This is a genomic window from Amycolatopsis sp. NPDC028719, from assembly GCF_055565395.1.
The window spans coordinates 202,717-225,392 of the sequence record NZ_JBVHUL010000009.1 but is presented as its reverse complement, the minus strand read 5'-3'; the positions used below and the strand labels follow the sequence as shown (position 1 = coordinate 225,392).

At 73.4% G+C, this 22,676-nt stretch carries 25 protein-coding genes; 10 read left to right on the top strand and 15 right to left on the bottom strand.

The features are described from left to right. The first annotated feature begins 33 nt into the window (after positions 1-33). The 3 genes from mdlC to ACZ4TR_RS35790 are packed head-to-tail and all read left to right on the top strand — an operon-like array spanning position 34 to position 4,269. Entirely contained in the window at positions 34-1,608 is a 1,575-nt protein-coding gene (mdlC, locus tag ACZ4TR_RS35800) for a benzoylformate decarboxylase (protein WP_465292379.1), read from the top strand. A 2-nt stretch (positions 1,609-1,610) separates the two neighbouring features. Next, entirely contained in the window at positions 1,611-3,038 is a 1,428-nt protein-coding gene (locus tag ACZ4TR_RS35795) for a benzaldehyde dehydrogenase (protein WP_465292377.1), read from the top strand. Between the two features lie 19 nt (positions 3,039-3,057). Then, the gene (locus ACZ4TR_RS35790) at positions 3,058-4,269 is read left to right on the top strand and encodes an MFS transporter (RefSeq protein ID WP_465292375.1); all 1,212 of its coding nucleotides are present in this window, start codon (positions 3,058-3,060) and stop codon (positions 4,267-4,269) included. On the opposite strand, the gene ACZ4TR_RS35785 is transcribed toward ACZ4TR_RS35790, so the two are convergent. Both ACZ4TR_RS35785 and ACZ4TR_RS35780 read right to left on the bottom strand, forming a co-directional pair. Beyond that, positions 4,270-4,443 carry a hypothetical protein gene (locus ACZ4TR_RS35785; RefSeq protein WP_465292373.1) on the bottom strand — a complete coding sequence of 58 codons (174 nt, stop codon included), beginning with the start codon at positions 4,441-4,443 and terminating at the stop codon, positions 4,270-4,272. Positions 4,444-4,500: 57 nt separating this feature from the next. Next, positions 4,501-5,109 (bottom strand): HSP18 transcriptional regulator, encoded by a 609-nt coding sequence (locus ACZ4TR_RS35780; RefSeq protein ID WP_465292372.1) that lies wholly within the window; start codon positions 5,107-5,109, stop codon positions 4,501-4,503. Positions 5,110-5,214: 105 nt separating this feature from the next. Between ACZ4TR_RS35780 and ACZ4TR_RS35775 the strand changes: the two genes are divergently transcribed. Continuing rightward, positions 5,215-6,015: an ANTAR domain-containing protein gene (locus ACZ4TR_RS35775; protein WP_465292370.1), complete on the top strand. Its 801-nt coding sequence runs from the start codon at positions 5,215-5,217 to the stop codon at positions 6,013-6,015. Between the two features lie 46 nt (positions 6,016-6,061). On the opposite strand, the gene ACZ4TR_RS35770 is transcribed toward ACZ4TR_RS35775, so the two are convergent. Genes ACZ4TR_RS35770 through ACZ4TR_RS35760 form a run of 3 tightly spaced genes read right to left on the bottom strand, consistent with a single transcriptional unit; the run spans position 6,062 to position 7,380 of the window. After that, positions 6,062-6,508 carry a nitroreductase/quinone reductase family protein gene (locus ACZ4TR_RS35770; protein ID WP_465292369.1) on the bottom strand — a complete coding sequence of 149 codons (447 nt, stop codon included), beginning with the start codon at positions 6,506-6,508 and terminating at the stop codon, positions 6,062-6,064. 52 nt (positions 6,509-6,560) lie between these two features. Further along, a complete protein-coding gene (locus ACZ4TR_RS35765; protein ID WP_364516526.1) occupies positions 6,561-6,734 on the bottom strand; it encodes a hypothetical protein in 174 nt (57 codons plus the stop codon). 46 nt (positions 6,735-6,780) lie between these two features. Next, on the bottom strand, positions 6,781-7,380 hold the full coding sequence (locus ACZ4TR_RS35760) for a TIGR03086 family metal-binding protein (RefSeq protein ID WP_465292367.1): 600 nt from the start codon (positions 7,378-7,380) through the stop codon (positions 6,781-6,783). A 99-nt stretch (positions 7,381-7,479) separates the two neighbouring features. Here ACZ4TR_RS35760 and ACZ4TR_RS35755 point away from each other — a divergent pair, with 99 nt between their 5' ends. From ACZ4TR_RS35755 to ACZ4TR_RS35745, 3 genes are read left to right on the top strand one after another with little or no spacing between them, the layout of a single operon-like run. Then, complete coding sequence (locus ACZ4TR_RS35755; RefSeq protein ID WP_465292365.1) at positions 7,480-8,739, top strand: amidase family protein; 1,260 nt, start codon at positions 7,480-7,482, stop codon at positions 8,737-8,739. Positions 8,740-8,747: 8 nt separating this feature from the next. Continuing rightward, positions 8,748-9,551 carry a MerR family transcriptional regulator gene (locus tag ACZ4TR_RS35750; protein ID WP_465292363.1) on the top strand — a complete coding sequence of 268 codons (804 nt, stop codon included), beginning with the start codon at positions 8,748-8,750 and terminating at the stop codon, positions 9,549-9,551. Between the two features lie 12 nt (positions 9,552-9,563). Then, positions 9,564-10,541: a TIR domain-containing protein gene (locus ACZ4TR_RS35745; protein ID WP_465292361.1), complete on the top strand. Its 978-nt coding sequence runs from the start codon at positions 9,564-9,566 to the stop codon at positions 10,539-10,541. A gap of 74 nt (positions 10,542-10,615) precedes the next feature. Here ACZ4TR_RS35745 and ACZ4TR_RS35740 read toward each other — a convergent pair whose 3' ends face one another. Genes ACZ4TR_RS35740 through ACZ4TR_RS35730 form a run of 3 tightly spaced genes read right to left on the bottom strand, consistent with a single transcriptional unit; the run spans position 10,616 to position 13,821 of the window. Next, on the bottom strand, positions 10,616-11,794 hold the full coding sequence (locus tag ACZ4TR_RS35740; RefSeq protein ID WP_465292359.1) for an MFS transporter: 1,179 nt from the start codon (positions 11,792-11,794) through the stop codon (positions 10,616-10,618). A gap of 57 nt (positions 11,795-11,851) precedes the next feature. After that, a complete protein-coding gene (locus ACZ4TR_RS35735) occupies positions 11,852-13,048 on the bottom strand; it encodes an MFS transporter (RefSeq protein WP_465292357.1) in 1,197 nt (398 codons plus the stop codon). Then, complete coding sequence (locus ACZ4TR_RS35730; RefSeq protein WP_465292355.1) at positions 13,045-13,821, bottom strand: DeoR/GlpR family DNA-binding transcription regulator; 777 nt, start codon at positions 13,819-13,821, stop codon at positions 13,045-13,047. The genes ACZ4TR_RS35735 and ACZ4TR_RS35730 overlap by 4 nt, the downstream gene beginning before the upstream one ends. Positions 13,822-13,943: 122 nt before the next feature. Between ACZ4TR_RS35730 and ACZ4TR_RS35725 the strand changes: the two genes are divergently transcribed. Beyond that, complete coding sequence (locus ACZ4TR_RS35725; protein ID WP_364516542.1) at positions 13,944-14,531, top strand: TetR/AcrR family transcriptional regulator; 588 nt, start codon at positions 13,944-13,946, stop codon at positions 14,529-14,531. On the opposite strand, the gene ACZ4TR_RS35720 is transcribed toward ACZ4TR_RS35725, so the two are convergent. Together ACZ4TR_RS35720 and ACZ4TR_RS35715 are read right to left on the bottom strand one after the other, a co-directional pair. Beyond that, positions 14,528-15,628 carry a Gfo/Idh/MocA family protein gene (locus ACZ4TR_RS35720; RefSeq protein ID WP_465292353.1) on the bottom strand — a complete coding sequence of 367 codons (1,101 nt, stop codon included), beginning with the start codon at positions 15,626-15,628 and terminating at the stop codon, positions 14,528-14,530. The genes ACZ4TR_RS35725 and ACZ4TR_RS35720 overlap by 4 nt on opposite strands. Continuing rightward, positions 15,625-16,359, bottom strand: coding sequence for a sugar phosphate isomerase/epimerase family protein (locus tag ACZ4TR_RS35715; RefSeq protein WP_465292351.1), 735 nt, complete (start codon positions 16,357-16,359; stop codon positions 15,625-15,627). Before ACZ4TR_RS35715 ends, ACZ4TR_RS35720 begins: the two co-directional genes overlap by 4 nt. Before the next feature lie 210 nt (positions 16,360-16,569). Here ACZ4TR_RS35715 and ACZ4TR_RS35710 point away from each other — a divergent pair, with 210 nt between their 5' ends. Both ACZ4TR_RS35710 and ACZ4TR_RS35705 read left to right on the top strand, forming a co-directional pair. After that, positions 16,570-16,764 carry a hypothetical protein gene (locus ACZ4TR_RS35710; protein WP_155546414.1) on the top strand — a complete coding sequence of 65 codons (195 nt, stop codon included), beginning with the start codon at positions 16,570-16,572 and terminating at the stop codon, positions 16,762-16,764. A 77-nt stretch (positions 16,765-16,841) separates the two neighbouring features. After that, complete coding sequence (locus tag ACZ4TR_RS35705; RefSeq protein WP_465292568.1) at positions 16,842-17,687, top strand: SAM-dependent methyltransferase; 846 nt, start codon at positions 16,842-16,844, stop codon at positions 17,685-17,687. 81 nt (positions 17,688-17,768) lie between these two features. On the opposite strand, the gene ACZ4TR_RS35700 is transcribed toward ACZ4TR_RS35705, so the two are convergent. The 5 genes from ACZ4TR_RS35700 to ACZ4TR_RS35680 form a co-directional block, all read right to left on the bottom strand. Beyond that, the gene (locus ACZ4TR_RS35700; RefSeq protein ID WP_465292349.1) at positions 17,769-18,209 is read right to left on the bottom strand and encodes a hypothetical protein; all 441 of its coding nucleotides are present in this window, start codon (positions 18,207-18,209) and stop codon (positions 17,769-17,771) included. A gap of 267 nt (positions 18,210-18,476) precedes the next feature. After that, the gene (locus tag ACZ4TR_RS35695; protein ID WP_465292347.1) at positions 18,477-18,845 is read right to left on the bottom strand and encodes a CU044_2847 family protein; all 369 of its coding nucleotides are present in this window, start codon (positions 18,843-18,845) and stop codon (positions 18,477-18,479) included. 23 nt (positions 18,846-18,868) lie between these two features. Then, the gene (locus ACZ4TR_RS35690) at positions 18,869-20,167 is read right to left on the bottom strand and encodes an ABC transporter substrate-binding protein (RefSeq protein WP_465292345.1); all 1,299 of its coding nucleotides are present in this window, start codon (positions 20,165-20,167) and stop codon (positions 18,869-18,871) included. Beyond that, positions 20,164-21,267: a hypothetical protein gene (locus ACZ4TR_RS35685; protein ID WP_465292343.1), complete on the bottom strand. Its 1,104-nt coding sequence runs from the start codon at positions 21,265-21,267 to the stop codon at positions 20,164-20,166. Before ACZ4TR_RS35685 ends, ACZ4TR_RS35690 begins: the two co-directional genes overlap by 4 nt. After that, positions 21,264-22,676 (bottom strand): vWA domain-containing protein, encoded by a 1,413-nt coding sequence (locus ACZ4TR_RS35680; protein ID WP_465292341.1) that lies wholly within the window; start codon positions 22,674-22,676, stop codon positions 21,264-21,266. Before ACZ4TR_RS35680 ends, ACZ4TR_RS35685 begins: the two co-directional genes overlap by 4 nt.

The following is a 22,676-nucleotide window of genomic DNA, read 5'->3' as shown; positions in this document are numbered from 1 at the left end:
GGTCTGGGCAACCCGTCCGAGGAGGACTCGCGCATGCCCACCGCCCGCCGGCTCGCCCATGAGTTCCTGCACCGCCGAGGCCTGACCACGATCTTCGGCAACCCCGGCTCCAACGAGCTCCCGTTCCTGACCGAGCTGCCGGACGGCTTCCGGTACGTCCTCGGCCTGCACGAAGGCGCCGTCGTCGGGATGGCCGACGGCTACGCCCAGGCGACCGGCCGGCCGGTGCTGGTCAACCTGCACGCCGCCGCCGGCTCGGGCAACGCGATGGGCGCGCTGACCAACGCCGTCTACTCGCGCTCTCCCCTGGTGCTCACCGCCGGCCAGCAGGTGCGGGCGGCCATCGGCATGGAGGCGATGCTCGCGAACGTCGACGCCACGCAGCTGATGCGTCCCCTGGCCGGCTGGTCCGGCGAGCCGAGCTGCGCCGCGGACGTCCCGCGCTCGCTCGCGCAGGCGGTGTTCGAAGCCGAGCTGCACCGGCGCCCGAGCTACCTCTCGGTGCCCTACGACGACTGGGCCGCGGAGCTGGACGCGAACGCCGCCGTGACGCTGGACCGAAGCGTCCAAAGAGGACTCACCCCGAGCGGGAGCCAGCTCGACGACCTCGCCGCGAGCGTCGCCGAAGCGAAGACCCCGGCGCTCGTCCTGGGCGGGGACCTCGACGCCACCGGCCTGTTCGACCGGGCCGTCGCGCTCGCCGAGCACCTCGGCCTGCCGGTCTGGGTCGCGCCGTCGCCGCACCGGCTGCCCTTCCCGAACCGGCACCCGCTCTTCCGCGGCGTGCTCCCGGCCGGCATCGCGCCGGTCTCGGACGCGCTGACCGGGCACGACCTCGTGCTCGTCCTCGGCGCGCCGGTGTTCCGCTACCACCAGTACGTGCCCGGGGCGTACCTGCCGGAAGGCACGCGGCTGATCCAGGTGACCGACGACGTCGGCGCCGCGGCCCGCGCGCCGATGGGCGAGGCGCTGGTCGCGGACTCCGGGCCGGTGATCGAGGCGCTGCTGGCCAAGGTGCCCGCCCGGACGTGGACCGGTAGCCACGCCGCGAACCCGGAGCCCAGGACCGGCGAGAAGGCGCTGCACCCGGAGGAGGTCTTCGCGGCGCTGCGCGCGACCCAGCCGGACGACACCCGCTACGTCGTCGAATCGACCTCGACGAACTCGGCCTGGTGGCGGCAGCTGGACCTGCGCCGCGAGGGCTCGTACTTCTTCCCCGCCGCCGGCGGGCTCGGGTTCGGCCTGCCCGCCGCGGTCGGCGTCGCCATGGGCAGCCCGGACCGCCCGGTCGTCGGCGTGATCGGCGACGGCTCGGCGAACTACGGCATCACGGCGCTGTGGACCGCGGCGCACTACCGCGTCCCCGTGACGTTCGTGATCCTGCGCAACGGCGTCTACGGCGCGTTGCAGTGGTTCGGCGAACTGCTCGGGACGCCGGACGTGCCGGGCACCGAGATCCCCGGCCTGGACTTCACCGCGATCGCCGCCGGGTACGGCGTTTCCGCCACCACCGTCACCGACCTCGACCACCTGCACACCGAACTCAAGACGATCCCGGACGGCCCGCGGCTGCTCCAGGTCGACACCGAACCGACCTCCCCGGAGTGATCATGACCCTGCTCGACGAAGACTTCCTCCGCGGTACCGGCGGGACCCACCCGGTCGTCGAACCGGCCACCGGGGAAACCCTGGGCGGCGTGGGCATCGCGACGCCGGACGACGTCGCGAAGGCCGCTTCGACCGCCGCGGCGGCCCAGCGTGACTGGGCCCGGCGCAAGCCGGCGGAGCGCGCCGCGGTGCTGCGCCGCGCCGGGGAACTGTGGGAGGCGCACGCGGCCGAGGTACAGGACTGGATCGTCCGCGAAGCCGGTTCGACGCGGCCGAAGGCCGGGATCGAGACGGAGATGGCGGCCGGGATCTGCTTCGAGGCCGCGGCCTTGCCGACCCACCCGCGCGGCGAGGTGCTGAGCACCGGCGAACCGCGCTGGTCCCTGGCCCGCCGCGTCCCGGCCGGGGTGGTTTCGGTGATCTCGCCGTTCAACTTCCCGCTGATCCTGGCGATCCGCTCGGTCGCGCCCGCGCTCGCGCTCGGCAACGCCGTGCTGCTCAAGCCGGACCTGCGCACCGCGGTGTGCGGCGGGGTGAGCCTGGTGCGCGTCTTCGAGGAGGCCGGGCTGCCCGAAGGACTGCTGCACCTGCTGCCCGGCGACGCCGCCGTCGGCGCGGCGGTGGTCGACGCGCCCGAGGTGTCGGTCGTGTCGTTCACCGGGTCGACGGCCGCCGGGCGCAAGGTCGGCGAGGCCGCCGCGCGGGCGCTCAAGCGCGTCCACCTGGAGCTGGGCGGGAACAACGCGCTCGTCGTGCTGCCGGGTGCCGACGTCGCCAAGGCCGCGTCCGCCGGCGCGTTCGGCTCGTTCCTGCACCAGGGCCAGATCTGCATGACGACCGGCCGCCACCTCGTCCACGAGTCCCAAGTGGACGAATACGTCGAGGCCCTCGCCGAGAAGGCGCGCCGGCTGCCGGTGGGCAACCCGGCCGCGGGCGACGTCGCGCTCGGCCCGATCATCGACGACCGGCAGCTCGCGCACGTCACCGACGTCGTCGACCGCAGCGTCGCGGCCGGCGCCCGCGTGCTGGCCGGCGGCAAGCCCGACGCGCCGTACTACCCGCCGACCGTCCTCTTCGGACTCTCCGACGACACACCCGCGTGGCGCGAGGAGATCTTCGGCCCGGTCGCGCCGGTGCGCGCCTACCGCGACCTCGACGAGGCCGCGCGGATGGTCAACGATTCCGAGTACGGCCTGTCGGTCGGCATCCTCGGCGACGTCGGCACCGCGATGACGCTGGCCGACGAGGTCCGCTCGGGCAAGGTGCACATCAACGAGCAGACCGTCGGCGACGAGCCCACCGCGCCGTTCGGCGGCGTGGGCGACTCCGGCAACGGCTCCCGCTTCGGCGGCGCCCAGGCCAACATCGAAGCCTTCACCGAGACCCAGTGGCTGACCGTCCGCGCGGACATCGCGGGCTACCCCTTCTGATTCCCCCAGGAGTACGACGATGACGACGACGTCACCCGCCCGTACCGCGTGGACGGCGGTCCTCTGCTGGCTGACCGTCCTGCTCGAGGGCTACGACCTGGTCGCGCTCGGCGCCACCATCCCGACCCTGCTGAAGAGCGGCTACCTCGGCTTCACCGCGGCCGGCGCGACGGCGGTCGCCACCGTGTCGCTCGTCGGCGTCGCCGTCGGCGCGGCGTTCCTCGGCCCGCTCACCGACCGCTTCGGCCGCCGCGTCATGCTCATCGGCTCGGTGCTGCTGTTCTCGTTGTTCACCCTGCTGACGCCGCTGGCGCCGAACGTCGCGACGTTCGGGATCTTCCGGTTCGCCGCCGGGCTCGGCCTCGGCGCGTGCATGCCGGTGGCGCTGACCGTCATGTCGGAGAACCTGTCCGCGCGGCGGCGGGCCAGCGCGAGCACGTTCACGATGACGGGGTACCACGTCGGCGCGGTGCTGACGTCCATCCTCGCGCTGTACGCCAAGGACGACTGGCACCTGCTGTTCTACGGCGGCGGGATCGTCGGCCTGCTGGCCGTGCCGCTGATGTGGTGGAAGCTGCCGGAGTCGGCGGCCTACCTCGCGTCCCGGGAGGACGCGGCGGCCGAGCGCGTCGGCCTGCGCGACCTGCTGGGCGCGCGGTTCCGGCGGATCAGCATCGCCGTGTGGACCGGCTCGTTCATGGGGCTGCTGCTGGTGTACGGGCTCAACACGTGGCTGCCGCAGCTGATGCGCACGGCGGGCTACCCGATTTCGACGTCGATCACGCTGCTGCTGGTGCTCAACATCGGCGCGGTGCTCGGGCTGGTGCTGGCCGGCACGATCGCCGACCGGTTCGGCATCCGGCCGATCGCCCGGATCTGGTTCGGCGCGGGTGCGGTGCTGCTCGCGGCGCTGAGCCTGCGCATCGGGAACGCGTTCGTGCTCAACGCGGTCGTGCTGCTGACCGGCGTGTTCGTGTTCTCCGCGCAGGTGCTGATCTACGGGTACGTGGCGCAGGCCTTCCCGGCGCAGGCGCGCGGCACGGCGCTCGGGCTGACGTCGGCGGTCGGGCGGCTCGGGTCGATCCTGGGGCCGTTCGTGACGGGCGCGCTGGTCACGGCCGGCGTCGCGTACCCGTGGGGGTTCTACTTCTTCGCCGTCGTGGCCGCGTTCGGGCTGGTCGCGGTGCTGACGCTGCGAAGCGAGACACGTGTGGCGCCCGCAGCCGTGTAGTCAGGTCGTTTCCTCGGGGCGGCGGCGCATGGTGGGCTCGGGGGCCTCGGTGCGGCGGTCGGAGTCCTTCAGCACTTCACGGGCCTGCGCTTCGGGGTCGGCGCTGTCGGCGGCTTGTTCTTCCGGCAGCAGCTCGGCGCGGGTTTCGGTGCGGTCGGGGATCTTGTCGTCCATGCCGGGGTGGTACCCGCTGACACACGGGCTCAGACACCGGCCCACGCCGCCGCGTCGTCAGTCCTTCGCCGCCCGCCGATGGCCCGCCTCGCGGCGGAGGCGATTCGTCTCGTCCGAGATCTGCCCGAGCTGCTCCGCCAGCCCGGCGTGAGCGCCGGTCAGGTGGGGGCGGGCCGCGGCCAGCGGCGGCAGCAGCGTCGCCGGGTCGTCGTCGCCCAAGGCCGCCCCCAGCCGGTCCGCGCTCTCCTGGGCCGCCGGGCCGAGGCCGTCCAGTGCGCTCACCCGGCCGGCGAGCTGGCGCAGGATCACCGAGTTGCGGCGCGCCCAGTCGGCGACCGCCCGGTCGCCCGCCCGGCGGTCCCGCTCCGCGTCGACCCGGGCCTCGCCCGTCCTCTCGCCCGTGTGAGACGGCTGCAGCCGCAAGTAGCGGCGTTCCGCGGCCTGCCGGCTGGCCACGCCGAGCGCCGGCGCCAGCGCCACCCAGCTGGCGCCCGCCGCGCGGGCCGCGGTGATCAGCTCCGGTTCCCAGCGGGCGAGTTCCTCGCGCAGCACGCGCAGGCCGGCCAGCGCGGACAGCAGCCGATCCTGGTCCGCCGCCCCGGCGCGTGCGGCCTCTACCGCCTGATGGATCCGGCGTAGCGCACCGGCGGGATCACTGGCGTCCATCCGTCATCCTTTCGACGACCCAGTTCTTGTCATCATTTTGACGACATGCTAGAACAAGAGTGTGCGGTGACGCCAGAGCCGTCGAGTCCTGGAGGTGAGCGCAGGGTGACACAGCATCGCGTGACCCTCGAACCACCCGCGACGGACGAGCACACGCCCGTGTCCGCGTTGCTCGAGGAACTCCTGGCGCGGATCGCCGCCGACGTGCCCGGCACCCTCGGCGCGGCGGTTTCCGTGGACCACGACGGAAAGCCGCTGCACCTGGTCGCCACCCACGGGCTCGCGGCCGCCTTCGTCCCGGCCCAGCTGGACGGGCTCGGCGGCCCGGTCCCGACCGCCGGCCGCACGGGCGAGCCGGTCGTCACCGCCGACGTCTTCGCCGACGAGCGCTGGCCGTCGCTCACCCTGAGCGGCCTGATCGAACGCCACCCCGAGCTGGCGGCGGACTGGTCGCGCGTCCGCGGCGCCGCGGCATTGCCCGCCCCCTGGGACGCCGAGGACAGCCTGGTCCTGTCGGTGACGCTCGACCGGCCCGCCACCCAAGAGACCGTGGAAGTGCTGCGGCGCAACGAAAGGCTCACGGCGATGGCGCTCGTCGTCGCCGAAGCGGCCCGGCCGGACCGGACCGGGCAGATGCTCGATCTCCTGCAGTCGCGGGCCGCACTCGAGGAGGCGAAAGGCATCGTCATCGCGCTGCGCCGCTGTGACCCCGACGAGGCCTGGGAGACGCTCAGACGGGCGAGTCAGGAGTTCAACGTCAAGGTGCGCGAACTCGCCGTGGCGCTGGTGGAACTGCTGGCCGGAGCCCCGGCGCCGCAACCCGGCGGCGACCGCACGATCCGTCCGGGACGCGCGGCGCGCACCGCCGCCGAGCAGGTGCTGCGGGCGTTCGAGGCCGACCGGTAACGGCGCGCGCACCGGCCCTCGAGCCGCGTACCTCCCCAGCCACGACTCAGACCGGGTCGATGCGGAACACGGCGATGCGGTCCGCCGCCGCGGCCGCCGCTTCCGGGGTCGCCGCCTCCGCCAGCCCCGTCGTCACCAGCCGCTTTCCCACGCTGGCCGGACTGTTCGCCACCAGCTCGCGCAAGAGCGGGCGCCGCTCCTCGACCGGGACCTCCGTCAGGCGGGCCGGCTTCGTCCGGCGGCCGCGGGTCAGCGTCACCGACGCCGCCGCGCGGGCGTTCGCGACCCACGCCGCCTTCGGGTAGGCCTGGAAGATGTAGCGGTCGCCGTCGATCGGGATCACCGCGATCGGGAACGTGCGCGGCACGCCCGTGCGCCGCCCGGGCACGGTGAGCAGCTGCATCGGGCCGAACGCGACACCCAGCCGCTGGAGCCCCACGACGATCTTGTTGCCGGCGTTGACCATCCGCCGGTAGTTCTGCGCTGTTGTCATGCCACGACCGTACACGAGATCATATGAAACTCATATGATCTGTGATTCGTATTCAGTGGCGCTCCGGGCCCGGCTGCGGATCCGGCGGCATCGGGTCCGGCACGGGCGTGCCCGGCTCGGGCGCCGGCCGGCCCGGACCCGGGTCGGGCAGGTCCGGGACCACGGGATCCGGCGGGATCGGTTCGGGCGGCGCCGGGGGTGCGGTCATGCGGGGTGCGGTCGGCATCGGTCTTCCCTCCGCCACGCTGCGCCGTCCGCGGCTCGGACGGCGATCACCGGGGACTACCACCACGGCCCGAAACGGAAACGCTCAGCGCGCGGCGGCCGAGGAACGCCAGCATCCGCGTCTGCTCGTCGGCGTCGTCGGGCGGGACGAGCTCCGGCCCGAAGAACCCCGGCCGCCGCACGACGTTCGCCCGCGCCCAGGCGAACGCCACCGCCACGAGTTCCGGCGGGAGCCGCACGTCCTGACCGGTCGCCGAGCCGATGTCCCAGCTGTGCGCGACGAGGTCGGTGGTCAGCAGCGTGACGATGCCGGCGACCGGGATCTCGCCGAGCCCGGGCAGCGAAACCGGCCGGCCCAGCTCCTCCGCGGTCAACACGCCGACCAGGGAGCTCCGCCACGTCTCGACGGGGTCCGCCCCGGCCAGCACGGCGGGATGCGGCGCTCCGGGCGCGCCCGCGGTCTCGGCGTAGTCCTCGCCGGCCGCCCAGGCCCGCAGCTGCCGCTGACCCCAGACGACGTGCCCGGCGACGTCCCGCACCGACCACTCCGTGCACGCCGACGGCGTGTCCCACTGGTCGTCGCGCACCACCGCCAGCACCGCGTCGAACCCGTCCTGGGCGCGCCGGTACAAGTCCATCGTGTCCATTTCGCTCCTTCGCCGAGGTGTGCTGTCTTCCGAGGACGAACGGGCGGGGCCGGACTCGACAGTTGACCCTGACACCGTGTCAGCCGTTAATCCGGACCCATGACGTTCTTCCGCACCGCCATCGAGGTGGCCGCCGACCTCCGCCGGGGCACGCTCTCGGCCCGCGAGCTGACCGAGCAGCTCTTCGCCCGCATCGACGCGTCCGACGTCACCGCCGTCGTCGCGACGCGCCGCGGCTTCGCGCTCGAAGCGGCTTCGAAAGCCGACGCGACGACCGGCGGCCCGCTGCACGGCGTCCCGATGACGATCAAGGACGCCTTCGCCGTCGCCGGGATGGCCACGACCTGGGGCGAGCCGGCGTTCGTGGACAGCGTCGCGGAGCACGACGCCGCGGTCGTCGAACGGCTGCAGGCGGCGGGCGCGATCGTCGTCGGGAAGTCGAACGTGCACCACCTGCTCGCCGACTTCGGCCGGACCGAGAACCCCGTGTACGGCCGGACGGTGAACCCGAGGGACCACTCCCGGACCCCGGGCGGGTCGAGCGGCGGCGCGGCGGCGGCGCTCGCGGCCGGACTGTCCTTTTTGGAGTACGGCTCCGACCTGGCCGGGTCGATCCGGATCCCGGCGGCGTACTGCGGCGTCTACGGCCTCAAGCCGACGCCGGGAACCGTGTCCCTGCGCGGTTTCCAGCCGCCCGGGCCGCCCGCCGAGCCCGTCCGGGAGTTCCCGTCGGCCGTCGGTCCCCTGGCCCGCTCGGCCGCGGACCTGCGCCTCGCGCTGAACGTCACCGGCGGGCCGGGAACGCCGTCGCGGCGGTCACGGCTCGCGGACTTCCGCGCCGGCGTCGTCCTCGACGATCCGAACTGCCCGGTGACCGACGAGGTCGGCCGGGTCCTGTCGGACGCCGTCGACGCCCTCGCCCGGGCCGGTGTGCAGGTGGTCGAAGGCTGGCCGGACGGCGTCGATCCGGCCGTCCAGGCGGAGGCGTTCGGTTTCCAGGTCGAGTGGTTCTTCGCCGCGATGGAAGGCCGCGAACCGGCCGGCGCGCACGAGCAGGAGCGGCGGCGGGCGGCGCTGGGAGCGGCGTGGGCCCGGTACTTCGCGCACGTCGACGTCTTCCTCTGCCCGACGGTGTTCACGACGGCGCTCCGGCACGACGACCGGCGCCGCTACGACGACCAGGTGTTCTGGGTCGCGCAGGCGTCGCTGCCCGGGCTGCCGGCGGTGAGCGCGCCGGCCGGGGGCGCGCTGCCGGCCGGGCTGCAGGTGCTCGGGCCGGCGCACGAGGACGACACCGCGATCACGTTCGCGGAGCTCGCCGCGGACGTCCTCGGCGGGTTCGTCCCGCCTGCGGAATGATCGGGTGCGTGTTTTCGATCGGCGACTTCGCCCGCCACGGCCGGGTGTCGGTCCGGATGCTGCGCCACTACGACGCGCTCGGGCTGCTGCGGCCGGCGCGCGTCGACCCCGCGACCGGCTACCGCAGCTACACGGCGGGCCAGCTGGCGCGGCTCAACCGGATCGTCGCGCTGAAGGACCTCGGGTTCACCCTCGACCAGGTGGCGACGCTGCTGGCCGACGACCTCCCGGTCGAGCGGGTGCGCGGCATGCTCGCGCTGCGGCGGGCGGAGCTGGAGGCCGCGCTGGTGGAAGGCGCGGCGCGGCTCGCGCAGGTCGAGGCGCGGCTGCGGACGATCGAGGAAGAAGGTCGCGCACCCGACGTCGTCGTCAAGGAACTGCCCGCGACGCGGGTGGTGGAGCTGACGGGTGTGGCGGCGGGGTTCGCGCCGGAGGCGATCGGCCCGGTGGTGCGCCCGCTGTGCGCGGAGCTGGGCCGCCGTCTCGCCCTCGCGGACGTCACCCCGGCCGGGCGGCTGACGTGCTATTACGAGCAGCGCGCGGAGGACGAGGTCGTCGTGCACGCGGCGGTTCCGGCGTCCGTCGGGCCGGGCGACCTCAACGGCTTGGCGGTGGTGGACCTCGCCCCGGCCCGCGCGGCGACGCTGGTCCACCGCGGCGCGATCGACGGCGTGCTGCCGAGCTGGCAGGCGGTGGTCCGGTGGATCGCCGACCACGGGTTCGCCACGGCCGGGCCGCAGCGGGAGCTCTACCTGGACTGCCCGGAGGATCCTTCGGGCTGGGTGACGGAGCTGCAGGAGCCGATCGGCTGAGAGGATTCCCCGATGACGCCGCCCCGTGCCTTCATTTCCTTCACCCCGGACACCGACCAGCACTGCGAGGCGGTCCGGGAGTTCGCGGCGCTGCTGCGGGAAAACGGGATCGACGTCGAACTCGACCAAGGAGCCCTCACCGAAGCCGATTTTGTGCTCGTGGTGGCGTCGGAGGGCTTTCGGCGGGCGGACGATCGCACGCTCGAAGCTTCGGCGCTGCGCGACCTTCTCCAGGCCGATCGGCCCCTGAAGCTCCTTCCCGTGATCCTGCCCGGCCGGAAGCTCGGCGACCTCCCCTCGTTCTTGCGGGGTCACAGCGCCGATCACTTCCTGGTCCCCGCGCTGACGGCGGACGGGATCGACCACCTGCTCCGTCACCTGACCCGGCAGTCGCTGCCGGTCTCCTGGCGATCGGAACTGCTCCCGCAGGGCTACGAGCCGCGGAGTCCGCTCGTCGAGGTGCACCTCGTTCCGGCCGGGCCGGCAAGCGGGCACGACGTGCTCGAGCGGACGTGCGACGAACTGGCGACGCTGGGAAGGTCCGACGGGCTCTTCGCGCCGACGCAGCCTTTGAGCGCCGGATCGTCAGCGGACGCGGCGTGGGCGTATTCGGCCGACCGGCAAGGCGGGGAATGCGGACTCGCCGTGGTGCGCGACGGACAGCGGACGTGCTGGTTCCCGTTGCCCGGCGCCATTCTCGACCGGGCGGACCTGGCGCGGCAGGTCTCGGCCCGGCTGCGCACCCTGCTGGCCATCAACCTCCCGGGGTCCGGCCGGCTGGCTCCCGGAATCGGGCTGGATCCGGTCACCGCGACAACCGGGATCGCCGAGGCGTCGGCCCACCACAAGACGTTCAGTTTGACCAGTCCCGGGCGCATCAGGATCGGTCCCGAAGAGGCCTTCGCGCCCGAAGAGCTGCATCGCGCGGCCGGGGAGATCGCCGAGGAGCTCGTCGCGCGGCTCGCGGCTCCGCTCGGCCACCACCGCTGACGGGCATCACACGTGATTGAAGGGGCATCACGTGTGATTGAGGAGGCATCACGTGTGTTTGGAGGGGCATCACGTCAGGCCGGGGCCGGCTGACGTGCGCTGGCTCGCCAGACCACGGCGGCCGACAGGGCGGTCAGCGTCGCCAGGGCGCCGGACACCGCCACCGCCGTCGCCGGGCCGACCTGCTCCGCCAGCACTCCCGCGCCGACGATCGCCACGCCCTGTGAGCTGTACAGGCACGTGCTGAGGCGGCCCATCACCGTGCCGCGGCGGGCGTCCGGGACCAGGCCGGCCACCGCCGCCTGCAGGCGGATCAGGTACACCGTCGACAGGCCGCCCGACAGCGCCCAGAACCCCGCCGCCCACCACGGGCCCGGCAGCAGCGGGCAGGCCAGCAGCGGCAGCCCGGCCAGTGCCGCCGGGACGGCGACCGACCGCGGCGCCTCCCGCGGCCGGGACGCCGTGCGGGCCGCCCACCAGCCACCCAGCACGCTGCCCACCGGGTCCGCCGCCATCAGGATCCCCACCCCCGCGGACCCGATGCCGGCCGACGCCGCGTACGGCGCCGCGAGGCCTTCCGGCACCACGAGGAAGCCGATCAGGGCCGCGAACGCGTACACCGCGACCAGCACCGGCCCCGTCTTCGCCGGCGGACCGGCCGTTTTCGCGGCCCGCGCCGCCGGGCGCGGGCGCACATACGCCAGGACGACCGCCGCGCTCGTGAGGAAGGTTGCCGCGTTGACCAGCAGCGCGAGGGCCGGCCCGGTCGCCGTCACCAGGACGCCGCCGGCGCCGAACCCGGCGACCTGCACCGCCTGGATGGTGATCTGCCGCAGGCCCATCCCGGCCTGGAACAGCGGGCCCGGCAGGACGTCCGGGAGCAGCGCCAGCTGCGCGGCCTTGAACGGCGCGGACGCCAGCGTCAGCACGCCGACGAGTCCCCACAGCAGCCACAGCGGCAGCCCCGGCACGGCCATCGCGGCCGCGAGCAGTCCCCGGACGACGTCGGTCGCGACGATGACCGCCCGCCGCGGGTACCGGTCGGCCAGCCCGGACAGCAGCACGCCGCCGAGCACAGCCGGCACGAAGGTCAGCGCGTACGTCAGCGCGGTCAGCGCCGCCGAGTTCGTCCGGGCGAAGACCACCAGCGCGAGCGCGACCCGCGCGACCTGGTCACCGCCCACCGACAGGCCTTCGGCCAGCCAGAGCGCCCGGAACTCCCGGACGCGCAGCACGTCGGCGAACCCCGCCATCCACACCACCCCGGGCAGTGCACGCGCGGGACGGCCGGCCGGTTTAGCCCCCGCGGGTCAGGAGGCGACCGGTTCCTCCGCCGGTTCCGGCTTCGGGCTCAGCACGCCCGCGAACACCGCCGCCAGCACGCACAGCACCACCGGCACCGCGAAGGTGACGTTCAGCGGCATCCACCGCGTCAACCCGCCGATCAGCGCCGGTCCCGCCAGCAGACCCACGTACCCCAGCCCGACCACCCGGGCCATCAACGCCCCCGAAGCCCGCGTGTCCAGGTTGCCCGCCGCCGTGAACAGCTGCGGCACCCCGCCCGATAGGCCCAGCCCGAACAGCGCCCAGCCCACCAGCGACAGCGGCACCCACGGCGCCGCCGCGGCCGTCGTCAGGCCGACCGCCGCCAGCGTCGCGCCATAGCGGACGATCGCCGCCGGGCCCGCCCAGGCCGCCACGCGGTCGGTCAGGAACCGGCCGGTCGTCATCGCCACCGCGAACGCGCCGTACGCCAGCGCCGCCGTCGAGGACGACGTCCCCAGGACCTTCTCCATGTGCAGCGCCGCCCAGTCGTTCGCCACGCCCTCCGACAGCATCAGCGCCAGCGCCAGCAGGCCGAGCAGCCACACCACGCGCCCCGGCGTGCGCCGGCGGGCCGGCGTGGCTTCGGCGGCGGATTCCGTGACCACCGAAGGCGCGTCCGTCGGCTCCATCAGGAACCGGGCCGACACCAGGGAAAGCACCACGCACAGCAGGCCGGTGCCGGTGAGCGTCACGCCCGTCGGCACACCCGCGCCCAGCGTCGCCGCGCCGATGACCGCCGCGAACGCGCCGCCGATCGACCACATCGCATGGAACGCCGCCATGATCGGGCGCGGGTAGGCGCGTTCCACCACCACCGCGTGCGAGTTCATCCCGACGTCGATCGCGCCGTTGCCGAAGCCGAACAGGATCAGCGAAAGGCCCAGCGTCCACCACGAGTTCGCGAACCCGGGTGCGAGCAACGCGAGCCCGAGCAGGACCCCGGCCGCCGGGACCAGGCGGCGGTGGCCGAGCCGGTCGACGAGCGGCCCGGAGATCTGCATGCCCGCGAACGCCGCGCCGCCGAGCACCAGCAGCAGGCCCCCCAGCGTGCTGTGCGAGATGCCGGTCGCGCGCTCGACGTTCGGGATGTGCACGACCCACATGCCCATCGCGAACCCGTTGAGGCCGAAGAACATGAAGGTCGCGAACCGGGCGGCGCGCGGGCGGGGCGGGGCGGTCATCGGTTCTCCCAGGGGACGGCGACGTGCACGAGCACGCCGAGGCCGGCCAGCGCCGCGCGCTGGTCCTCGGGCGCGCCCGGGTCGGTGATCATTACGTCCGCGCGGTCGGCGGGACAGACGTGGGCGAGCGCGGCGCGGCCCCACTTGGCGCCGTCGGCGAGCACGATCGCCCGGGCCGCGACGTCGAGGGCGGCCCGCTTGACCTCGGCGTCGCCCAGGTCGAACGCGGTGAGCCCGGCGTCGAGGCCGAACGCGCAGGGGCTCAGCACGGCGACGTCGAAGCGCAGGGCGCGCAGCGACGCGACGGTCAGCGGGCCCACCAGGGCCTGCTCCCCCGGCCTCGGCTCGCCGCCCGGCAGGAGCAGGCGGATGTCAGGGTCGTCGGCCAGCTCCCGGGCCGCGTGCAGCGACAGCGGCATCACGGTGACCGGGCGCCCGCGCAGCAGCCGCGCGAGCTCCAGCGCGGTCGTGCCGCTGTCGAGGACGATCGTTTCGCCGTCGCGGATCAGCTCGGCCGCCGCGGTCGCGATGGCCCGCTTCGCCGCGACGGCTTCCGTCGCACGGGCGGCGAACGGCGGCTCGACCCCGGACGGCGACGCGGGGACGGCTCCGCCGTGCACCCGCCGCAGCACGCCGCGCGAGGCCAGGTGGTCGAGGTCGCGGCGCACGGTCATTTCGGACGCGCCGGTGGCCGCCGCCAGGTCCGCGACGGCCACCTGGTCGGTGTCGCGCAGCCGCTCCACGATGATCCGCTGCCGTTCCGCACTCTTCACGCCGCGATGTTCGCAAGCCACGAGCATTCGCACAACCGATTTGTTCGTCCGCTCACGTCGCTTGTCGAAACACCGCTGCGGCATGATGGTGCCGTGCACGCCGCCGAGACCACCGCGACCCCGTGACCGGGGGCTACCTGAAGGGCCGGATCCGCCGCGAGGACATCATCACGGCGGCGGCCGCGGCCTACGGCGAGCTCGGCTACCACGGCTCGTCGCTGCGCGAGATCGCCAAGCGCGTCGGGATTTCGCACGCCGGCCTCCTGTACTACTTCCCCACCAAGGAGGCCCTGCTCGCCGCCGTGCTCGAACGGCGCGACACCGAGGACTCCGAGCGGGAGCAGCTGACGGTGCCGCCCGGCCTCGAGGTGCTGCGCCACTTCGTCGCGCTCGCCGAGCACAACGTCCGCCACCCCGGGATCGTCGACCTCTACTCCCGGCTCGCCGCCGAGGCCGTCGCCCCGGACCACCCGGCGCACGAGTACTTCGTGCGCCACTACCGGGCCGCGCGCGAAGGCGTGCGCGAGTCGTTCGCGGTGCTGGCCGCCCGCGGCGAACTGCGGGACGGCGTCGACCCCGGGCTCGCGACGCTGACGTTCATCGCGCTCATGGACGGCCTGCAGGTGCAGTGGCTGACCGTCCCCGGCGACGTCGACCTGGTCGGTTCGCTGCGCTTCTACCTGCAGAACCTGCTCACCGTCCCGGTCTAGAGGGTCTTCGCGTACGGGTCCCAGTCCGCCGGGAGCAAGGGCGGGACGTCGACCGTGCTGCCGACGTCCACCGCCTGGCCGCGGGTCATCGACTCGTCGATCGCCAGCATCGTGTCGAGCACGTGGTAGGCCAGCTCGCCGGACGCGCGTTCCGGCACACCGGCCCGGATCGCCCGCGCCAGTTCCAGGGTGCCGGTGCCGCGCGACGCCGCGTGTCCTGCCGCCGGCAGCTCTTCCGGCTGGTCGTGGCCGAGCAGGTGCAGCCGGGTCGGCTCGTCGAACCGGTTGGGGTCCGGCAGCACGGCGGTGCCGAGCGTGCCGGTCAGCTCCACCAGCCCGGTCCGCTTGAGTGCCGAGTCGAAGCTCAGCACCAGCTGCGCCGAGGCGCTTTCGAACTCGACGAGAGCGGTGACCGTGGTCGGCACCAGCACCGGGAACTCCGTCCCCGCCCGCGGCCCGGACCCCACGACCCGGGTGTCGCGCGCCCGCCCGCCGGCCCCGGTGACGCGCCGGACCGGGCCCAGCAGGTGCACCAGCGTCGTCAGGTAGTACGGGCCCATGTCGAGCAGCGGCCCGCCGCCGGCCTGGAAGTAGAACTCCGGCGCCGGGTGCCACACTTCCGGCCCCGGCACCTGGAACAGGGCCAACGCGGTCAGGGGACGCCCGATCCGGCCCGCGTCGACGCTCCGGCGCGCGGTCTGCAGCGCGGCGCCGAGCACGGTGTCGGGCGCGCTCGCCACGCGCAATCCCTTCTCCCGTGCTCGGTCCAGCAGCTTGCGGCCGGTCTGGCGGTCGAGCGCGAGGGGCTTCTCCGCCCAGACGTGCTTGCCCGCCTCCAGGGCCGCGAGCCCGACGTCGACGTGCGAGGCCGGGAGGGTCAGGTTGACCACGATCTCGACTTCGGGGTCGGCGAGCAGCTCGGCCACCGTGCCCGAATGCGGCACGCCGTGGGCCGCCGCCTGGGCCGCCGCGCGCCCGGTGTCGAGGTCGGCAACCCACCGCACGCTGACGTCCGGGAAGCTCGTCAGGTTTTCGAGGTAGGTGCCGCTGATGACGCCGGCGCCGATGATCCCGACGCCGACCGGCCCGCCGGTCACCGGCCCGCGCCGGTCAGGAAGGCGTGGCTGGCGGCGATGGCCTCGAAGACGTCGCCGTCGTAGGCGTCGAACTCGACCACGCGCAGCGCGTCCGGCGCGGCGGCGAGCACGTCGGTGACGGGCAGCCGGCCCTGTCCGGCGGGCACCTGGCCGGTGGCGTCGGTGGCCAGGCCGCCGTCCTTGACGTGGATCGCGCGGACGCGGTCGCCGAGCCGGCGCAGCAGGGCGGGTGCGTCCTCGCCGCCCGCCGTGGCCCAGTAGGTGTCGACCTCCAGCGCGACGGCCGGATCGAGCTGGTCGGCGAACACTTCGAAGGCGCTGCGGCCGTCGATCCGGGACTCCAGCTCCCACCAGTGGTTGTGGTAGCCGACCTGGACACCGTGTTCGGCCGCGAGCTTGGCGGCGGCGTTCAGCGCGTCCGCCGTGGCGGCGATGTCGGCCGGGTCCTGCCACTGCTCCGGCTTGACGAGCGGGTCGATGACCAGGCCGATGCCCAGCTCGGCGGCCGCGGTGAAGACGGCCGCCTGGTCGGCGCCGATCAGGCGGGCGTGCGCGCTCGGGGCGCTCAGGCCGTTCGCCGGCAGCCCGGCCCGCAGCGCTTCGACGTTCTCGACGACCCCGTACGGCTCGACGCGCGTGAAGCCGATCGCGGCGAGCCGCCGCAGGGTGTCGGCGGGATCGGCCGCGAAGGCGTCGCGGACCGAGTACAGCTGCACGGAATGCTCGCTCATCACCGGCTCCTGGAGGTCACGGGGTTCGCTGAATTTCTACCACCTGGTCAAAATTGGCACCAGGGATTTCCCGCCTGGTCAGCCGGACGGCCGCACCGGCGTGCCCGGGCTCACCGCCGTCGTTTCGACAGGCACCGTTTTGGCGAGGGCCGGTTGGGGCAGTAACGCTGGGACGAGGTCAGGGCCGATCCGACCCGGGAGGTGCCGGTAGTGGACAGGGCAGGGGACGAAGTGGACACGGGGGCCGTCGGGCACCCGGCGTCCCGTCGCGACCTGACGGAACTGTCCGAGGCCGCACGCGACCTCGACCGCCGGATCGAGCAGCACCTCGCCCGGCTGCGCCGCGAACGCGCCGAGCGTGCCTGGGACGACATTCCCGACCAGCGGCTCCGGCCGAGCGGCTGACCTCGCGTTCACCGCGCGGACCCGGGCTACTACGCTGGGTGGCTCCACGCCACGCGCCGAAGTACTGCGAGGTCGCCATGTCCGAGACGCTGTCCCCCAGCCAGAAGCCGGTGGGGGTCGACCCCGAGCGGCCGAGCATCGCCCGGATCTACGACGGGTTCCTCGGCGGCCACAACTTCTACGAGGTCGACCGCGTGGTGATGGAGAAGATCCGCGCGACGGTCCCGGAAGCGGTCGACATCGCCCGCGGAAACCGCGGTTTCCACAACCGAGCGCTGCGGATGCTGGCCGCCCAGACCAAGATCCGGCAGTTCGTCGACTGCGGGTCCGGGCTGCCGACGGCGGAGAACACGCACCAGATCGTCCAGCGCATCGACAAGGACCACACGGTCGTCTACATCGACAACGACCCCGTGGTCCTCGCGCACGGCCGGGCGCTGCTCGTGGAGAACGACTTCACGCACATGGTCGAGGCGGACATCTTCAAGCCGGAAGAAGTGCTCGGCCACGAGGACGTCCGGCAGCACATCGACTTCTCGGAGCCGGTCGCGCTGCTGCACGTCGGCACGATGCACCACTTCGAGGGCGACGGCGCGGCCGACGTCATGCGGGAGTACATCGACGCGCTCGCCCCGGGCTCGTACGTGGTGCTGTCGCACTTCTTCGACCCCGAGGTGCCGGAGCTGACCGCGATCGCCAAGCGCATCGAGGACATCCTGACCCAGGGCCCCCTCGGCGCCGGCCGGTTCCGCACGCGGGCGGAGATCGAAGCCATGCTGCCGGGCCTGGAGTTCCTCCAGCCGAACGCGACCTCCGAGCCGGGCCTCGCGGTGTGCGACGAGTGGTGGCCGGACGGCCCCCGGCTCACCCCGCTGTCGGGCTCGGCCAAGTGCGTGGCCGGGATCGTCGGCGTCAAGCGCTAGCTTGGCTCGCCACCGCAGTGGTCCGCGGTTCCGGTTCGCCGAACTGCACCACCCGGGCTCTGTCCACCGTGGACAGAACACCTAGGGCGCGTTCGGCGAGACCGGATCAGATCCCGCAGAGGGAGCACCGTCGGCCGGGTCGCGCGCCAATCCACCCGTATTCTCCCGGAAGAAAGGCGCGCCACCTCTGACGAACCTGCGACGAAGGCGAACCCGGAAAGGAACTTTCAGGCTCGCGCGAAGCCGCCCGTCTCGGTACCCCTGGGGCGTTCGGTGGACAACCAAGTTGTTCAAGTACTCGAAGTACTCTTGCCAGCGCCCCGGATCAGCGGAACCAGCCGCTCTGCGTTTCGCACGCTCGACCACCACGAGCGGATACAATTTTTTCCATGAGTCCGCTATCGAGCCGCCCAGGTAGCCGGCGACAGGCTCGATGTCGATGATGTCGTGGAGCACCAGCGCGCCGAGGTTGTCATAGAACCAGGCCAGGTCACGAACGAGTTCTCTTTCGTCCGCGGGCAAGCCCTCCAGCCCACGGGAAAGATCGTAGGTGGAGAGTTCGGCGTGGATGAATCCGCGCGCGGGCCAACCGGTCGCCCCGGTGCTCCCTGAAGAGATCCACCAGGACGGAGATCGAGTTGGAATGCCTGGAGAGCCGGGTCTGCCGCCGGGTGTTCGCCAGGGACGCCACCAAGGCGACTATCGACAGTACCAGCGCCGCGAGTTGCATTGAGCTGTCACCTCTCTGCCACTAGCTCCACCGCGGTCATGTCAAGCATGGGAACCGTGCTAAGGCAGCGGCACCTGCGCGGCCGCCGGTTCCTCCTCTGCACTGTCCTCAGTGGACGCCTCGCCGCGCATCCACTTCAGCTTCACCTCGAACTGGCCCTGCAACCCCGTGCGCGCGATCACCGCGCCGGCCTGGGCGTCCAGCTTGACGCCGAACTTGAGCTCGACCTCGTCCGGGCCCAGGTCGCGGAACTGGGCCAGCGCCGCGCCCGCTGCCGCGCGGACCTCGTTCAGTGCGTGCTCGAACGTCGTCGTCGCCTTGCGGAGCACCCCCGATGGCGCCGAAGCGCGCTCGAAGCCGGGTTCCACCTCCACTTCGACGAGCACCGATCCGCCGTCGGCCAGCGGGAAACGCACTAATTCCGGCAAGTGATCCTCCAAGGCGGCACCGATCAACAAGACAAATCCAGCCACTGCTCCGGGCCGATGCCGCGGCGCACCTGTTCCAGCTCGGCGAGCAGCCCGTCCTGCCCGTCCAGGCGGTCCGGGTGGACCAGGTACTCCAGCACCGCCTGGGAGAACGCGCTGCTCATCGCCGACGGCATCAGGTCCGACGCGTCGAAGCACAGGTCGGTGCCCTGCGCGAGGGTCGTCGCGATCCGCCGGGTGACGTCGCTGCGGTAGACGCCTTGCCCGACGAGCCGCTGGTGCACCGAGAACGTCGTCCCGCCCGACGGCCAGATGCGCTGGCCCGCCTCGCTGGCGAGGTAGACGATGAGCTTCCGGGCGGCCGGCGTGTCGTGGAACATCGCCGCGAGGTCGGCCGAGACCTCGACGGGACCGCCCGCCCCCGCGCCCGGGAACGGGAAGAACCGGAAGTCGCGGTCGGGTACGGGTGGTCCCGGGAGCGCACCGTACCCGCCGATCGCGAACGAGCCCAGGTGCTCCCAGACGCACCCCGGCGGTTCGGCGAACATCGCTTTGCCCGCGTCGGCGAACGACGTCAGCACCGCCGCCGTGCTGTCGCCGCGGACCGCGCCCGGCGCCAGCACCAGGTCGCCCCAGCTCCGCCATGCGGCCCGCACCGCCGGGTCGGTCCACGGCAGGGTGCCGGCCGCCCAGGCGCTGTAGACCCGCGGGCCGGCGCTGTGCAACAGGATGTCCTCGATCCAGTCGGTGCCCGGGAACCCGGAGTTCGGCGGGGCACCCATGCCGAGGCACCAAGGACGTTGCCCGCCCGCGGCGAGCTGCCGCGACGTCGCCAGGAGCTGGTCCCAGGTCGCCGGGGCCGGCCCGGTGAACGTCTTCGGCGAATACCAGACGATGCTCTTCAGGTCGGCCTTGACGGCGACCGCGTACATCGCGCCGCGCCCGAGCTGCTGCAGCTTCAGCCATGGCGGGCTGTACGTCTCGGCCGCCGCCGCGCCGAGGACGGCATCCAGCGGCTTCAGGTCGCCCGAGTGCGCGTACCGGGCGAGCTCGGCCGGGTTGGACAGCACCGCCACGTGGGGCGGGGTGCCCTGCTGCAGGTCGCCACGCAGCACCTGGTTCTGCGCGCGGGTGCCCTGGTACCGCGTCAGGATCCCGGTCTCGCGGGTGAAGCCGTCGAGCACGCGCTGGAACGCGGCCTGCTCGTCGCCGGTCCACGGGCCGAGCACGGTCACGACCTCCGCACCGGGTTCGGCGGAGCAGGCGGGTACCCCGGCCGCCAAAGCGGCGGCCAGCACGGCCACGGCGAAGCGTTTCCTCATCGGCTTCTCGCTCCCCGGAACCGGTATTCGTCGAGCCGGGGCTGCAGGCCGCCCGCGGCCAGCACCCCGATTCCCGCGGCCAGCACGGGAATCCCGTAGCCGAGTAGCCCGTTCCAGCCCGGCTCCGTGAGCCCCGGCAACGCCGGCTCGTCGATGTCGGCCGCGGGCGGGCCCTCGGGCGGGGAGGCCGTCGCGGCAACAAACGCGTCCACCGTGTCGCCGCAGGCTGCCACTCCTTCGGTACGGCACGAGGTGACCAGCACCCGGGCGAGCGACGCCTGGGCCTGGCCGGCGGCTGTCGTCGTCGCGGCGGAGCGTGCGTCCACCGTCCGCTCCAGCGCGGCACCGCTGTCCCGGGCGCCGGACTGGACTCCGAGCAGCAGCGCCGTCCCCGCCCCCAGCACCACCAGCGCCGCCGTCGCGGCGAGCAGCGCGGAGTTGACCGTCCGCCGGAACCGGCGGGCGAGGAAGCGCTGGGTCCGGATCAGCAGGGCGAGCAGAAGCAGCACCGGCACCGCCCACAGCAGCGTGATCGCCGGGTCCAGCCAGTCGGTGCCGAGCTGCCTGTCCAGCGCGGCGCGCTGGGCCACGGCCAGGGTGTCGAGCCGCGCGAGGATGCCGTTCTCCTTCGCGGTCAGCAGGTCGGCCGCGGACTGCAGGTCGCTCGCGGCGAGCGCGCCGCCGTTGTCCTGCCGGAAGTGGGCGCCGGCCTGCCCGATGACGCTGTTGTACGCGGGCAGCAGCCCTTCGATGAGCCGCAGCGTCTGGCTGCCCTGCTCGCCGGCCGCGTTGTGCTCCGCGACCTGGGCGAGCTGCTGGCCGGCCAGCGCGATCTCGTCCTCGTACTGTTCGCTGGGGCCGGTCAGGCGCGCGTGACCGTGCTCGAAGGCGGCCACCGCGGCGCCGTGGGCGGCCACGAGCGCCTCCCTCGCCAGCGACACCTCGGTCACGGCCGGCGCGGTGCGTTCGCGGACCTCGGCGATGCTCGCCCGCACCCCGAGGAAGGTCGCCAGCGCGGTCACCAGCACCAGCGCGCTGCCGGCCACCAGCCCGAGCCGCAGCCACCACAGGGTCTTGCGCGTGGTGCTCGTGGCGCTCACGACGGATCCTCGAACGGTTCGCCGCACCGCCCGCAGCGCTTCGCCGACGGCCGCGCTTTATGTCCACAATGGACACACTCACGCGGCGCACCACCGTCTTCCGGACGGAGCGGCGCGGCGACGGGTTCGGCGGTGTAGGTGGAGATGGTCGACCCGAGCACGAGCGAGAACCCGTCGCGGGGGCGGACGTTCTCCTTGATCGCGACGGCGCCGTCGTCGCGGACGTCGATCAGGCGGCCCAGGCGCTTGAGGATCTCCGCGTTGCCGAGGTCGGTGGCCAGCCGGTACGCGGTGCCCCATTCCCGCGCCGCCTCCGCCCGGTCTTCGCGCTCGAAGGCGTCCCAGCCCGCGCGGACCGCCCGGCCCAGCTCGGCCTGCCCGGTGATGCGGGCGACGTTCTCGTCCGGCACGCTCGAGAGCGCCAGGTCGTCGGTCAGGTAGCCGACGACCGGGAACTGGTCGCTCACCACGGTGTCCGCGCCCTCGAGCAGCGTGACCGTACCCAGCAGCCTGTCTTCGTGGCGGGTCAGCTCCGCCGCTTCGACGTCGAGGCAGAGGTGGTACTCGCGTTGCTCGTCGCCCCACGCGCCGGTGGGCAGCTCGAGCACGCGGCCGCCGGCCCGGCACTGCGCGGTGAGGTCCACTTCGGTCGGGAAGACCTGCTTGACGAACCTCAACCTGCTGTAGGGCATCGTGGTCAGCCGCAGCCGCAGGTCCGGCACCGTCCGGCCCATCGCCTGCTCGACCAGCCGCCGGAAGTCCCCGGCGAGCTCGGCGTCCTCCAGCACCGCGTCGGCGCTGCCACGCAGCACGGACGCGATGCGCTGCAGGTCCCGCGGCTCCCAGTCGTCACCGATTCCCCGGGCGTCGCAGGCGAACTCGCCCCGGCAGCGCTCGAGCGCGGCCTCCAGCGCGCCCGTGCGGTCGGACTCGTTCTTGCCGTCGGTCAGCAGCACGGCGTGCCGGATCGCGGTGGAATTGCGCGCGAAGAGCTCCCGGGCCAGGTCCAGCCACTGGCTCATCGCCGTGCCGCCGCCGGCGATGAGACCGGAGACGGCCGTCTTCGCTTCGTGCCGGGTCCGCGGGCCGGCCACGGCCAGCTCCGGGGTCGCCGGGTAGACCAGCTCGGCGTGCGCGGTGCACTCCACCACCCCGAACAGCACGCCGTCGCGCAGGGAGTCGACGGCGACCCGGCAGGCGTGCCGCGCGGCCTCGATCTTCGTGGGGGGCCAGTCCATCGAGCTGGAGCAGTCCACCAGCAGCAGTTCCGCGGTCTGCGGCACGCCGTCCGCCACCGTCGCCCCGGCGTCGCCCACCCGCACGGTGAGCACGGCGTCCATCCGCTCGTCCGAGGGGGCCAGGTACTTGTTCTGGCTCAGCTGCAGGGTGAACGACGGGGTTTCGGGCAT